10 protein-coding genes and 1 pseudogene are annotated in these 14,230 nt (G+C 71.4%); 7 read left to right on the top strand and 4 right to left on the bottom strand.

Annotated features, from left to right (window positions below):
• The first annotated feature begins 74 nt into the window (after positions 1-74).
• The 5 genes from ACFZDJ_RS46875 (at position 75) to ACFZDJ_RS46855 (ending at position 6,793) form a co-directional block, all read left to right on the top strand.
• The gene (locus tag ACFZDJ_RS46875; RefSeq protein WP_384917887.1) at positions 75-701 is read left to right on the top strand and encodes a DUF3000 domain-containing protein; all 627 of its coding nucleotides are present in this window, start codon (positions 75-77) and stop codon (positions 699-701) included.
• Between the two features lie 335 nt (positions 702-1,036).
• Complete coding sequence (locus ACFZDJ_RS46870; protein ID WP_054234007.1) at positions 1,037-1,699, top strand: response regulator transcription factor; 663 nt, start codon at positions 1,037-1,039, stop codon at positions 1,697-1,699.
• 124 nt (positions 1,700-1,823) lie between these two features.
• Complete coding sequence (locus tag ACFZDJ_RS46865; RefSeq protein WP_168496628.1) at positions 1,824-3,101, top strand: ribonuclease D; 1,278 nt, start codon at positions 1,824-1,826, stop codon at positions 3,099-3,101.
• Positions 3,102-3,443: 342 nt separating this feature from the next.
• Positions 3,444-4,670, top strand: a complete 1,227-nt coding sequence (locus ACFZDJ_RS46860) for an acetyl-CoA C-acyltransferase (RefSeq protein ID WP_391068586.1) — start codon at positions 3,444-3,446, stop codon at positions 4,668-4,670.
• A complete protein-coding gene (locus ACFZDJ_RS46855) occupies positions 4,667-6,793 on the top strand; it encodes a 3-hydroxyacyl-CoA dehydrogenase NAD-binding domain-containing protein (RefSeq protein ID WP_391068583.1) in 2,127 nt (708 codons plus the stop codon). Before ACFZDJ_RS46860 ends, ACFZDJ_RS46855 begins: the two co-directional genes overlap by 4 nt.
• Before the next feature lie 617 nt (positions 6,794-7,410).
• Here the strand turns inward: ACFZDJ_RS46855 and ACFZDJ_RS46850 are convergent.
• Together ACFZDJ_RS46850 and ACFZDJ_RS46845 are read right to left on the bottom strand one after the other, a co-directional pair.
• Positions 7,411-8,427, bottom strand: a complete 1,017-nt coding sequence (locus ACFZDJ_RS46850; protein WP_391068580.1) for a hypothetical protein — start codon at positions 8,425-8,427, stop codon at positions 7,411-7,413.
• Positions 8,428-8,456: 29 nt separating this feature from the next.
• Entirely contained in the window at positions 8,457-10,121 is a 1,665-nt protein-coding gene (locus ACFZDJ_RS46845) for a hypothetical protein (RefSeq protein WP_391068747.1), read from the bottom strand.
• 33 nt (positions 10,122-10,154) lie between these two features.
• On the opposite strand from ACFZDJ_RS46845, the pseudogene ACFZDJ_RS46840 reads away from it, so the two are divergent.
• Positions 10,155-10,250, top strand: a pseudogene (locus ACFZDJ_RS46840) (transposase); the annotation flags it as partial.
• A gap of 349 nt (positions 10,251-10,599) precedes the next feature.
• Positions 10,600-10,974, top strand: coding sequence for an NYN domain-containing protein (locus tag ACFZDJ_RS46835; RefSeq protein WP_168512098.1), 375 nt, complete (start codon positions 10,600-10,602; stop codon positions 10,972-10,974).
• Positions 10,975-11,078: 104 nt separating this feature from the next.
• On the opposite strand, the gene ACFZDJ_RS46830 is transcribed toward ACFZDJ_RS46835, so the two are convergent.
• Together ACFZDJ_RS46830 and ACFZDJ_RS46825 are read right to left on the bottom strand one after the other, a co-directional pair.
• Positions 11,079-12,542, bottom strand: coding sequence for a glycosyltransferase family 39 protein (locus ACFZDJ_RS46830; protein ID WP_391068577.1), 1,464 nt, complete (start codon positions 12,540-12,542; stop codon positions 11,079-11,081).
• A gap of 74 nt (positions 12,543-12,616) precedes the next feature.
• A complete protein-coding gene (locus ACFZDJ_RS46825) occupies positions 12,617-14,134 on the bottom strand; it encodes an amino acid permease (RefSeq protein ID WP_391068574.1) in 1,518 nt (505 codons plus the stop codon).
• Positions 14,135-14,230: the final 96 nt, after the last annotated feature.

The following is a 14,230-nucleotide window of genomic DNA, read 5'->3' as shown; positions in this document are numbered from 1 at the left end:
GCGCGGGCTCCGTTCCCCTTAATCTTCCCCGCATGGCTGCGGCTCAGGGACGACTGTCGGACGACGCTGGCGGAATGGACGATGCCAAGGAGGGGGACCGGGATGCGAGGGAGACGGCTCCGCCGCCCTTCCGGGCTGCCGTCGACGCATTGAGGGCGGCGCGACTGCGGCCCGAGATCGAGATCGACCCGACGCGCCCGCCACAGCGCCTGGCCCCCTACGCTTACGCGCTGGAGGCCGCGGTCGTCGCCGACGACGAGGACCTGGCGGACGGCCGGCTCATCCTGCTGCACGACCCGGCGGGGCACGACGCCTGGCAGGGCTCCTTCCGGCTGGTGACGCTGGTCCGCGCGGAGCTGGAGCCGGAGATGGCGGCCGACCCGCTGCTCCCCGACGTCTCCTGGTCGTGGCTGACCGGCGCGTTGCAGGCCCGCGGCCTGTCGTACGGCGAACCGAGCGGCACCGTCACCCGGGCGAGCTCGCACTACTTCGGGGGGCTGTCCGAGCGTCCCTCCGCGTCCCAGATCGAGATCCGGGCCTCCTGGACGCCTCGCGAGGGCCTGGGCGGCGTACCGGACACGGCCACACACCTCGCCGCCTGGTGCGATCTGCTCTGCCAGATCGCGGGCCTGCCCCCGGCGGGGCCGGGCGACGGCTCGGTGGTGACCCTCCCGCAACGCCGGGGGCCGCAGTCCCGCTGAACGCCCTTCTCTCGTTTCTCCGTCTTCCGGGGCGCCCGTGTCATGTCGAACGGGCGCCCTTCCCGACCTCGCGCAACGCCGCGCCCTTTGCCGAGTTCCTTGCCGAGGCTTTGTCGATACGGCCACTTTCAGCCGTGTCGCGACACGGAACGACTCGGTTCGATCTTCGGATGATCGATCGCGTGTCCGAATTGCACGGATTGTTACTCACCAAATCGTGATCATTCTCTAAAGGCCGACGGGTTTGATGCCGAAGACGTCTGTGACCTTGAAAGCACGGTTCGCCCCGGCTTCATCCCCACAGCCGGTCCCGTCCCGCACCCCCAGGAGGCCTGGTGTCCGTTCTCCTCGAGCAGCCCGCAAGCCTGGTCGCCTACCGCCCGAACAAGCCGACCGCCATGGTGGTCGTGGCCGACCCACGGGTCCGATCCACCGTCACCCGCCACCTCTGGGCGCTCGGAGTGCGCGACGTCATCGAGGCGTCGTCCGTCGCGGAGGCCCGTCCCCGAATCGGCAACCCGCGCGACATCTGTGTCGCCGACGTCCACCTGCCCGACGGCAGCGGGCTCACCCTGCTGTCCGAGACCCGAGCCGCGGGCTGGCCCAACGGCCTCGCCCTCTCCGCCGCCGACGACATCGGCGCCGTGCGCAACGCCCTCGCGGGCGGCGTCAAGGGCTATGTCGTCACCGGCACCCGTACGAATGTCGGGCTCCCCACCCGACCCGGTGTCGCGCCCATCGGCTCGGCCGCCGCCCGTATGCACCGCCGCCCCCCGGGTGCCCCGAGCCACCCGGGCGGCTACCGCGAGCTCTCCGGCCGTGAGGTCGAGGTGCTCCGGCTCGTCGCCGAGGGCCAGTCGAACAAGGCCATCGGCGTCTCCATGGGCCTGTCCGCGCTGACCGTCAAGAGCCACCTCGCCCGCATCGCCCGCAAGCTCGGCACGGGCGACCGCGCCGGAATGGTGGCGGTCGCCCTGCGGACGGGGATCATCCACTGAAAGCGGGGGCACACCCCCCACCGGACCGGATCTTTCACCGACCTGACTGGTTTACGACCCTCCTACGCCCGCCGACGGAACGTTCCGTCGGCGGGCGTAGTCCATACACAGATACCCTTGACAGGTGACCGACGCCCAAGAGACCGCAGAAGACAGCTCACTGCGAACCACCGGAGGCGGCCCTCCGGACGACGTCGAATCGGCGCCGATCCCTTTGCTTGAGCCCCGAGAGGGCATTCCGCCCGTCGTCGCCGACGAGACCTCGCTCGCCGAGGTGATCGCGGCCTTCGCCGCCGGCTCCGGCCCCGTGGCCGTGGACGCCGAACGCGCGTCCGGGTACCGATACGGCCAGCGCGCCTATCTGGTGCAGCTGCGCCGCGAGGGCGCCGGCACCGCGCTGATCGACCCCGTCGCCTGTCCCGACCTCTCCGGACTCGGCGAGGCCGTCTCCGGCGTCGAGTGGGTGCTGCACGCCGCCACCCAGGACCTGCCGTGTCTGCGCGAGATAGGCATGGTGCCGACGCGGCTCTTCGACACCGAGCTGGCCGGACGCCTGGCCGGGTTCCCCCGAGTGGGCCTGGGCGCGATGGTCGAGAGCGTGCTCGGCTTCGTACTGGAGAAGGGGCACTCCGCGGTCGACTGGTCCACGCGCCCGCTGCCGGAGCCGTGGCTGCGCTACGCCGCGCTCGACGTGGAACTGCTCGTCGACCTGCGCGACGCCCTGGAGAAGGAGCTCGACCGGCAGGGCAAGCTGGACTGGGCCCGACAGGAGTTCGACGCGATCGCGCAGGCCGAGCCCGCGCCGCCGCGCAAGGACCCCTGGCGCCGTACGTCCGGGATGCACAAGGTGCGCCGCCGTCGCCAGATGGCGGTCGTACAGGAGCTGTGGGAGACCCGGGACCGGATCGCCCAGCGCCGGGACATCTCGCCGGGCAAGGTACTGGGGGACGGGGCCATCGTGGAGGCCGCGCTCTCCCTTCCGGCCAATGTGCACGCGCTTGCCGCCCTGAACGGGTTCGGGCACCGGATGGGGCGGCGCCAGCTGGAGCAGTGGCAGGCCGCCGTGGACCGCGCGAAGGCGGTGCCGGACGCCGAACTGCCGCAGCCGGGGCAGCCCGTCACCGGGCCTCCCCCGCCGCGTGCCTGGGCCGACAAGGACCCGGCCGCCGCCGCCCGGCTCTCCGCGGCGCGGGCCGCCGTGTCGGCGCTGGCCGAGCAGCTCAACATGCCGCAGGAGAACCTGATCACTCCGGACACGGTGCGGCGGGTGTGCTGGGAGCCGCCGGCCGGTGCCGACGCCGAGTCGGTTTCGGCCGCGCTTGCCGGGTACGGTGCGCGGGCGTGGCAGGTGGAGCTGGTCACACCGGTACTGGTGGAGGCGCTGACGGTGAAGGGGGCCTAGTCGCCGTTCGTGGATCTGTCGTACGGCGACTGGGGGTTGTTCCGGGTTGCTCGCGCGGTTCCCCGCGCCCCTTTCGGGGCCCTTGAAGCGAAAGAGCGACGTCGAGATCACGCCAAGATCCGGGGACAGCATCTTGGCGCGCCGACGCGGCGGAGCCGTATATGTCACGGCCCCGCGCCCCTGACGGGGGCTCCTGCACAGCCTCGTGCCGGTGTGACGTTCGCCGCTCCCGTCGTCGGGGGTGGGCAGGGTGGTTACCCGCAAGTAGCATGAGCGGTGAGCGCGCGCTCAGGGCGTGTGTGTCGCGCAGCAGTGCCATCCCGCATCTGGAGGAGAGCCATCGTGCCTCGTACCGTCAGGGACGTCGTCTTCGTCGACGGCGTCCGCACCCCGTTCGGCAAGGCGGGCCCGAAGGGCATCTACCACGAGACCCGCGCCGACGACCTCGTCGTGAAGGCCATCCGGGAGCTGCTGCGCCGCAACCCGGGCCTCGACCCGAAGAAGATCGACGAGGTCGCCATCGCCGCGACCACGCAGATCGGCGACCAGGGTCTGACGCTGGGCCGCACGGCGGGCATCCTCGCCGGTCTCCCCCAGTCGGTCCCCGGCTACTCCATCGACCGCATGTGCGCGGGCGCGCTGACCGCCGTCACCACCACCGCGGGCTCCATCGCCTTCGGTGCGTACGACGCCGTCATCGCCGGTGGTGTCGAGCACATGGGCCGCCACCCGATGGGCGAGGGCGTGGACCCGAACCCGCGGTTCGTCAGCGAGAAGCTGGTCGACGAGTCCGCCCTGTTCATGGGCATGACCGCCGAGAACCTGCACGACCGCTACCCCACGATCACCAAGCAGCGCGCCGACGAGTACGCCGTGCGCTCGCAGGAGAAGGCCGCCAAGGCGTACGCCAACGGCAAGATCCAGCAGGACCTGGTGCCGATCTCGGTGCGCAACACCAACGCGGAGGCCGGTGAGACCGGCTGGGGCCTGGTCACCGCCGACGAGCCGATGCGTCCGGGCACCACGCTGGAGAACCTGTCCGGCCTGAAGACCCCGTTCCGCGTCCACGGCCGTGTCACCGCCGGCAACGCCGCCGGTCTGAACGACGGTGCGACCGCGTCGATCCTCGCCTCCGAGGACTTCGCCCGCGAGAACGGCCTGCCGGTCAAGATGCGCCTGGTCTCGTACGCCTTCGCGGGCGTCGAGCCGGAGGTCATGGGCTACGGCCCGATCCCGGCCACCGAGAAGGCCCTCGCCCAGGCCGGGCTGTCGATCGAGGACATCAACCTCTTCGAGATCAACGAGGCCTTCGCCGTCCAGGTGCTCGCCTTCCTTGAGCACTACGGCATCGCCGACGACGACGCCCGCGTCAACCAGTACGGCGGCGCCATCGCGTACGGCCACCCGCTCGCCTCCTCCGGCGTCCGTCTGATGACGCAGCTGGCCCGCCAGTTCGAGGAGCAGCCGGAGGTCCGTTACGGCCTCACCACCATGTGCGTCGGCTTCGGCATGGGCGCCACGGTGATCTGGGAGAACCCGCACCACAAGGACGCCGGAGGCAAGAAGTGAGCACCGCTGAACTCCTGAAGGGTGCGGCCGAGCTGTTCCCCGACGAGGTCGTGACGTCCGCGCACGTACGCCACCTCGACCTGCCGTTCGGCGCCGGGCGCTTCGCGCTCATCACGCTGGACAACGGCTTCGACCACACCAAGCCGACCACCTTCGGCCCGGCGTCGCTGGCGAACCTCAACACCGCCATCGACCAGGTCGAGGCGGAGGCCGCGGCCGGCGAGATCGTCGGTGTCGGCGTCACCGGCAAGCCGTTCATCTTCGCGGTCGGCGCCGACCTCAAGGGCGTCGAGCTGCTGAAGAAGCACGACGACGCGCTCGCCATCGGCAAGGGCGGCCACGAGGTCTTCAAGCGCCTCGCGGGCATCGCGGTCCCGACCTTCGCGTACTACAACGGCGCGGCGATGGGCGGCGGCGTCGAGGTCGGTCTGCACTGCCAGTACCGCACGGTGTCGAAGGCCATCGCGGCCTTCTCCCTCCCCGAGGTCTTCCTCGGTCTGGTCCCGGGCTGGGGCGGCTGCACGCTGCTCCCGAACCTGATCGGCGCCGACAAGGCCGTCTCGGTCATCATCGAGAACTCGCTCAACCAGAACAAGCAGCTCAAGGGCAAGCAGGTCTTCGACCTCGGCATCGCCGACGCCCTCTTCGAAGGCGCCGACTTCCTGGAGCAGTCGCTGATCTGGACCGCGTCCGTCCTCAAGGGCGACATCGCGGTCGAGCGTCCCGAGATCGACCGCGGCGAGGCCTGGGACCAGGCCGTCGCCAAGGGCCGGTTCATCGCCGACAGCAAGGTGCACGGGGCGGCTCCGGCCGCGTACCGCGCCCTCGACATCATCGAGGCGGCCAAGGACGGCGACCTCCAGAAGGGCTACGACGCCGAGGACATCGCCCTCGCCGACCTGATCATGGGCGGCGAACTGCGTGCCGGCATCTACGCCTTCAACCTGGTCCAGAAGCGCGGCAAGCGCCCCGCGGGCGCCCCGGACAAGAACCTGGCCCGTCCGGTCACCAAGGTGGGCGTCGTGGGCGCGGGCCTGATGGCCTCGCAGCTCGCCCTTCTCTTCCTGCGCCGCCTCGAAGTGCCCGTCGTACTGACGGACATCGACCAGGAGCGCGTCGACAAGGGTGTGGGCTACGTCCACGCCGAGATCGACAAGCTGCTGGCGAAGTCCCGCATCAACCAGGACAAGGCCAACCGCCTCAAGGCCCTGGTCACCGGTGTCCTGGACAAGGCCGAGGGCTTCTCCGACGCCGACTTCATCATCGAGGCCGTCTTCGAGGAGATCGGCGTCAAGCAGCAGGTGTTCGCGGAGGTCGAGGCGGTCGCCCCGGCGCACGCGATCCTCGCGACGAACACGTCCTCGCTGTCGGTGACGGAGATGGCGTCGAAGCTGAAGAACCCCGAGCGGGTCGTGGGCTTCCACTTCTTCAACCCGGTCGCGATCCTGCCGCTCCTCGAGATCGTGCGCGGCGAGCAGACGGACGACGCCTCGCTCGCCACGGCGTTCGCCGTCGCCAAGAAGCTGAAGAAGACCGCGGTGCTGGTGAAGGACGCCCCGGCGTTCGTCGTCAACCGCATCCTCACCCGCTTCATGGGCGAGATCCAGAACGTCATCGACGAGGGCACGCCGGTCGAGGTCGCGGAGAAGGCGGTGGAGCCGCTGGGTCTGCCGATGTCTCCGCTGGTCCTGCTCGAACTGGTCGGCCCCGCGATCGGTCTGCACGTCTCGGAGACCCTCAACCGGGCCTTCCCGGACCGCTTCACGGTCTCCCCGAACCTCGCGGCCGTCGTCAAGGCGGGCAAGCGCGGCTTCTACGTGTACGACTCCGGGAAGCCGGAGCTGGACGCCGAGGTCGCCGCGCTCCTGAAGCAGGGCGATGTCGTCCTCTCCGAGGAGCAGGTGCGCGCCCGTGTCCTGGACGCGGTCGCCCAGGAGATCGGTCTGATGCTCGACGAGGGTGTCGTCGCCGAGGCCCAGGACATCGACCTCTGCCTGATCACCGGTGCCGGCTGGCCCTTCCACCTGGGCGGTATCACTCCGTACCTGGACCGTGAGGGAGTCTCCGAGCGGGTGACCGGCAAGCGGTTCCTGGAGGTCGGGGTGGCTTCCGTCCCCGCGTAACCGCTCCGCTCTGTCTCCCGGGTGCCCTGTATGCCAACGCGGCGTACAGGGCACCCGCCGTTTCCTCGCCCCCGCCGCCCCTACCCGTCCCATCCCCCAGGGGCTCCGCCCCCTCACCCCCGCCAGGGGCGCTGCGCCCCCTGGACCCCCGCATCGGCCTGAACGGCCTCGTCCTCAAACGCCGGACGGGCTGAAGACGCGGCCTGGCCAGGGCGGGTGGGACATCGACCTCCATCCTCGTCCTCAAACGCCGGACGGGCTGGGAGGGCGGGTCGGCGTGGGTGAGCCGCGGTCCTCGAACGCTGGACGCCCCGCTGCTTTCAGGGGCGCGGGGAACTGCGCGACGAGCCCCCACCGGCCCGCAGGCCAAGGAGCCGCCCGGGGGCCGGGGCGAAGCCCCGCTGCTTTAGGGGCGCGGGGAACTGCGCGAACAGCCCCCACCGGCCCGCAGGCCAAGGAGCCGCCCGGGGGCCGGGGCGAAGCCCCGCTGCTTTAGGGGCGCGGGGAACTGCGCGAACGGCCCCCGCCGGGCCGCAGGCGAAGGAGCCGGCCGGGGGGCTGGGGGCGGAGCCCCCAGGGATGGGACGGGTAGGGGCGGCGGGGGCGGGAAACGGCTGTTACACCGGGCGCCACGCCTCCAACGCCAAGCCCGGTTCATCCTTGCGCCGGGTGAGGAGGATCTCCTCGCTGCCGGGGGCGAGCGTCGCCGCGACCACACGCCCTTCCTCGTCCTCCGCCAATGACACCTCGGCCCCGACGGGCAGCCCAGGACCCGACTCGGTCCACCACGCCCCCGTCGACTCCTGCTCGGTGAGATACGCGGCGAAGACGATCCGACCACTCGCCGAACGCTGGGCGAGCAACGTGCAGTCGTAGCCGTCGAGTTCGCAGCGGATCGCCGAGACGGGACCGGGGCCCGCCGAGGCGAGCACAGCGACAGGCTTGGTGCCCGGGCGCCACGCGCACACATCACCCGCCTCGTCGGTGAAGAAGAGGGTGGTGGCGGAGGGGGACGTGGCCAGGGCGCGGAGGGTGCCGGGGCGTACCGGTGTCTCCAGTGACTCCTGGAGCACCGGCTGCTTGCCCGGCTCCTCCTGGCGCCAGTGGGCGACCCCGTCGGGCACGGCCGCGTACAGCTCGACGAGCCCGGACTCCCCCGTCACGGCCGCCAGATCCTCCCGTACGTCACTGCCCTTGAGGTCGCGCCACGGATCCCAGCCGCCCTTCTCCTTCTGGGCGACCATGCTGACCCCGCCACCCTTGTTGCGCACGAAGACGTGGGCGCGCCCCTGCGCGTCGACCGCGACGGCCGGCGTACCGGTGCGGTCACCCGTCTTGTTGGGGTGCCCGATCGAGTGCCAGTCGAGCGCGGCGAGCCGCGGCCGGAAGTGCGTGGTGTGGACGAGACCGGACTCGCCGGGCACGGTGGGGCGCCAGGAGACGAGATGGGCGTAGCCGTCGGCGCCCTGGCCGACGGCCAGGACGGGGTGCAGTCGCTGCTCGCCGCCGATGGTGCGCGGTGGGTCCCAGGGGCCGCCGGGTCCGCGCTCCGCCCGGCAGTGCACGGCGGTGCCCGACACCAGGTACACACTGAGCCTGCCGTCGCGACCGCGTCTGAGCCATTCGCCGTTCACCGGTTCACTTTAATCCGGGGGCCCGGCCGTCATCGCCAGGGGCCCAGGGGGCTGCCCGCGGCCGGTGACAGCTGGCGCCTGACGTGCAGACGTCCGTCGGTGCCGATGACCGCCAGGACGACCGCGCCCGCGGCGTCGCGGGCCATCGCGAGGGCGTGGGTGAACATGTCGCCCGACTCGCGCCAGTGGGTGCCGGAGATGTCCTTGTCGCGGTCGGGCAGCGACACGACGGGGCGGCCGCGGCTGCCCCGGTGGGCCAGAAACGCCTCCCGGGCGCCGCGTTCGGGTGCCCACAGCGCGGCCACGGCGCCCGTACCGACGTGGCCGCCAAGCCCGGCGCCGGATCCGGGCCACCGGCCGTCGGCGTGTTGGCGGTAGGCCATGACCTGCTGGGTGCCGGCCTCCCGGTAGCACAGGCAGGTGCGGCCGCCGCCCGAGTCGACGGCGGTGATGCCGCCGGTCGCGGGGCGCCCGGTCTTGAGGGTGTCGTCGAGGGTGAAAGGGCCGCCCGGTTCGGGCTGGTACCAGCGCCATACGGTGTTCTTGCCGGGGACGTACAGCTCCACCGTGCCGTTCTCGGTGGTGAGGGCCGTACCCGCGTCCTGGGGGAAGGAGCCGCCGAGGTCCTCCCAGGGGGCCCAGGCGCCCGTGGTGTCGCGGCGGCGCAGGCTGATGCCCTGGGCGAAGTCGCGCACGAACACATGGAGTCGGCCCATGCCGTCGACGGCGGCCGACGGCACTCCCACCTCGCGCTGGCGGCGGCCGTCGCCGTGGGACCAGTCCGGGTTCTCCAGGGTCCGCCAGCCGCTGAAGCCGTTGCCGTCGGGGTCCTGGACGGTGTGGACGACGTCGACGGTGACCCCGCTGCCGACCACCGACTGGCGGCGCAGGCCGACGAGCTCGGCGGGGCCGCCGGGTACTCCGGTGACGGCGAGGGTGGGGGCGAGCCAGCCGTCGCCGAGGACGAAGGGGCCCTTCCGCTCGCCGCTCGCGGGGGCGGTCTCCGTCCAGAAGGCGAGCCGTCCGGCGAGCACCCCGAAGGCGTTCAGCCGGCCGTCGGGGCCCAGGCGCAGCCAGTCGGTCGTGGGCGAGTAGCGGTAGGCGGCGCTTCTCATGTGCGTGCTGCGGAACGGGTTCGGCCCCAACTGACGGTCCCCGCACCGCTCGCAGGTGCCGTGGGGGCAGGCCTGGGGTGCGTCGAGGCCCGCGTAGGTGGCGAGGTACTCGGCCTTCTCCGTGACCGCCGCCGAGTCGAGGTTGTAGCCCCAGAAGCGGTTGGCGTAGGCACGGTAGTGCTCGACGACCGGGGTGTGGCCCGCCTCCCGGTGCCGGGTGAGGGCGGCGAGCGCGAAGTGCGTGGTGGCGGTGTGGTCGACGTGGTCGGAGCAGACGTACTCCTCCTTGCCGCCGTCGTGTTCGGGGTCGGGGTCGGGGTCGAGGTCCATGGTCCGTACGACGGTGGGGCGGACGTGGGCCAACAGCGCGGTGAGCGCGCCGCCGAGGGTGATGCCGGTGTCGGTCACCTCGACCGAGGTGCACTCGGCGTGCTCCTGTCGCAGCACGGTACGCAGCATCAGCCGGCCGTTGGGCTGGGCGTAGGGGAGGTTCCAGCCGACGGAGCGGGTCGTCGGGCGGGCCATGAGTCGGGCGCGGGCGTCGATGAGCGCCCGGGTGTCGCGCAGGCCCGCCTTCATGTGCACGGCGGGCGACTTCGGGCTGTGGCCAACAAGCTCTGGTCCGGTTCCTACTTCGCAGGAACCGTCGGCGGCGCCCCACTCTCCGTGGTCAAGGAGTACATCGAGCAACAGAACCGGCCGGTGTGAGCATCACCCGGCTCCGCCAGGACCGGCCCATCACGGCGCTCCGCGCCACGGGTGGTGAACACGGGACCTCCGGCTCCGCCGAACAGGAACCCGCCGCAGTGCATCGGGTTTCAGCCCGGTGGTGAATGAATCCCGGTAGCCGGAGAGCCGGTCGAGTCCGACCTCGATGCCGAGCGCGTCGCTCGGGACGGTGCGCTGGACCCCGTTGCGGCCGCTCGGCCTCCCGCGTGCCCGCACGCGGAGGCGGCAGGGGAGCCGCGAGCCCCATCACAGAATGGACGTCTCCTGAAACTCGCGTGACGGCCGTTCAAACGGATGTCCAAACGGCCGTTCATGCGACGCTGGTCGGATGACCGACCAGCCACTGCTCGTGATCATCGACGCCGCCAACGTCGTCGGCTCCGTCCCCGACGGCTGGTGGCGCGACCGCCGGGGTGCCGCGGAGCGGCTGCGGGACCGGCTCGCCCTGGACGGACTGCCCGGGCACGAGGGTCCGGTGGAGCTGGTCCTCGTGGTGGAGGGCGCGGCCAAGGGTGTGGAGTCCGTCCCCGGTGTACGGGTCGTCGAGGCACCCGGCAGCGGCGACGATCGCATCGTGGAGGTGGTGACCGAGGCCGGTGACCGCCCCGTCCTGGTCATCACGGCGGACCGTGAACTGCGGCGCAGGGTGACCGAGTCGGGCGCGGAGGTGGCGGGCCCGCGGACGGTACGGGGGCCGTCCTGAGCGGGCGCGCGCCCGGTGGGCCGGGGCGGGTCGGCGGGTGAGCGGGTGGGCAAGTCCGGGGCGAGCGGGTGGGGCGAGCCCGGGTGTGCGGCGCGGCCCCGGGATCAGTCCGGCGGCCCCGTGCGGGCGTACAGCACCGCCCCGTCCACCGTGCCCGCCTCCTCGTAGCCCTCGGCCAGCAGCCGGCGCAGCGAGCGGACCCGGTCGGGGGTGTACGGCTTGCCCCGGGAGTCGTCGACGACGAGGGCCGGTGGGTGGGCTGTCAGCTCCGCGCGGAACACCGGCCAGGCGCCCTCGACGGCGTACTTCTCGCCGACCTGGGGACCGTCGCGGCCCCCGCTGTAGTTGGTGAGGAGCCCGGCTGTCAGATAGCGGCTGGCGGGGGTCCGGTTCGCCAGCCAGTACGTCTCCGGGTGTATGCCCCAGACGAGGACGCGGTCCCCGGGATCCGTACGGTGGTCCAGGGCGGCGGCGAGGCGCTGGGCGTGGCCGAGTTCGGGGCGTGGCGCGAGCAGGCCCCAGGCCAGGAACAGCGCGCAGCAGCAGGCCGAGGCGAGGACGGCGGTCATCAGGCGGTCGCGGGGCAGGACCTGGAGCGCGGCCGTCGCCAACAGGGCCACGGACGGGATGAGTTGCAGGTAGTAGTGGCCGAAGAAGTGGAAGCCGACCAGGACCGCCACCGCCGACGAACCGAGCCACAGCCAGAGTTCGGCCGCGCCGGTGCGGGCCACGCGCAGCGCCCGCAGGATCGGCGGGATCAGGCCCGCGCAGGCCGCCGCGAGGATCCCCGTGTTGGTCAACCCCCGTGACAGGACGTGGAGTTCGGAGCCCGTGAAGGAGACGTACGAGCCCGAACCGGTGACCGTCCAGAACAGGAAACCCGCCGGGGAGGTGAGCAGCGCCGCGCCAAGGACCGGGGCGACCACGCCAACTCCCAACCACAGCAGGCCTCTTCGGGCTGTCTCCTGTCGCCACAGCATCCAGAGCACCGGCACGAGCACCACCCCGCCGGTCTGCTTGGTGAGGAAGGAGCAGGCCACGGCCACCCCCGCGGCGCCCCAGCGGCGCCGGTCGGCGCACCACATCGCGGCCGTCGTGCAGGGCAGTATGAAGACCTCGAAGGTCGCCGCCTGTGCGTCCTCGGGGTTGAGCCCGATCGAGACCAGCACGTACAGCACCCCGGCCGTGCGCCCTGCCGGATCCCCCCAGCGGCGCCGGGCCAGCGAGGCCAGCAGCACGGCGGTCGACAGCTGGGCCACGATCGCGAGGACCCGCACCGACGTCAGCGAACCGGAGCCGAACACCGCGAACGCCGCCTCGTACAGCCACGGCACGAGTGGCGGCTTGCGGTCCACGACGGTCTCGTACAGCTCTCCCCCGCCCGCCAGTATCCGCGCCTGTACGGCGAGATAGCCCTCGTCGGGGTTCCACAGCGGCCGTACGAAGGAGGGGGCCCGGGTGAGGCAGACGAGCACCCCGAGGACGGGCAGCAGCCGTCTCCAGTAGCCGGGGCCCGACATCCGTGACGCGGCTACGGAGCGTGGTGTTTCCAGGAGCCCGGCGAGCATATGGTGCACGCTATCCGGCCCCGCGGTCTCCACCGATGCGGGACATACGGGGCCGGAGCATCAATAGGGGCCGATCACTGGGTGTTGGGGCGCGGCGGGCGCACCGCGGCCTCGGTCGTCTTCTCGTGCCCGAGACGGCTGTGCGAGCGGCCGTACAGGAAGTAGACGACGAAGCCGATCACCATCCAGATCGCGAACCGCAGCCAGGTCTCGGCGGGCAGGTTGAGCATCAGCCACAGCGAGGCGAGGACGGAGACGATCGGGACGAGCGGGACCAGCGGGGTGCGGAAGGAGCGGTGCAGGTCGGGGCGGGTGTGGCGGAGGATGACGACGCCGATCGCGACGACGACGAAGGCGAAGAGCGTACCGATGTTGACCAGTTCGGCCAGTTCGCTGAGGCTGGTGAAGCCCGCCAGGATCGCGATGATCACGCCGAGCAGGATGGTCGGCCGGTGCGGGGTGCGGAACCTCGGGTGGACCCGGGAGAAGAACCGCGGCAGCAGTCCGTCGCGGCTCATCGCGAAGAAGACCCGGGTCTGGCCGAGCAGCAGGATCATGCAGACCGTGGTCAGACCGACGGCGGCGCCGAAGCTGATGACGCCCGCGTACCAGGGGTGTCCGGTCGCCTTGAAGGCGTCGGCGAGCGGGGCGTCGATGGACAGCCGGTCGTACCTCTGCATGCCCGTGACGACGATCGACACGGCCACGTAGAGCGCGGTGCAGATGAAGAGCGAGCCCAGGATGCCGCGCGGCATGTCCCGCTGCGGGTTCTTGGTCTCCTCGGCGGCCGTCGCCACCACGTCGAAGCCGATGAAGGCGAAGAAGACGACGGAGGCGGCGGTGAAGATGCCCATCACGCCGAAGTTGGTGGGTGTGTAGCCGAAGATGAGCTGGACGAGCGGGGCCGTGAGACTGCTGCCCGCCGCCTGGGCCTGCGCCTTGGGGATGAAGGGCGTGTAGTTGTCGCCCGCGATGAAGAAGGCACCCGCGATGATCACGATCATCACGACGGTGACCTTGATGGCGACGACGACCGTGGTGACGCGGGCGGAGAGCTTCACGCCGACGACCAGGATGGCGGTGAGCACCAGCACCAGCGCGGCGGCGAGGATGTCGAAGCCGAACCCGGAGGACCCCTCACGCCCACTGAGATAGCCCGGCAGATGCCAGCCCGCGTTGTCCAGGAGCGAGCGCACGTACCCCGACCAGCCGACGGCCACCACCGCCGTACCGAGCGCGAACTCCAGCACCAGGTCCCAGCCGATGATCCAGGCGGGCAGCTCACCGAGCGAGGCGTACGCGAAGGTGTACGCGGACCCCGCCACCGGGACCGTGGAGGCGAACTCCGCGTAGCACAGCGCCGCCAGGGCACAGACGACACCCGCGACGACGAACGCCAGCGAGACCGCGGGTCCCGCGTTCTCCTTGGCGACCTTGCCGGTGAGGACGAAGATGCCGGTGCCGATGATGACACCGACGCCGAAGACGGTGAGATCCAGAGCCGACAGCGATTTCTTGAGTGCGTGCTCCGGCTCCTCAGTGTCCAAGATCGACTGTTCGACCTTCTTCGTCCTGAAGAGGGTGCTGCTCACGGGCCTACCTCCACGCTTGGTGTCCTCGACATGATCGAGGGGGCGTGCACCGCCCATGCCCGGGTACGGTCGAATTCACACAAATGGGCCGGTTTC

The sequence above is a fragment of the Streptomyces sp. NPDC007896 genome (assembly GCF_042959425.1).
Classification (GTDB): Bacteria; Actinomycetota; Actinomycetes; order Streptomycetales; family Streptomycetaceae; genus Streptomyces.
This window is presented reverse-complemented; position numbering and strand designations above follow the sequence as displayed.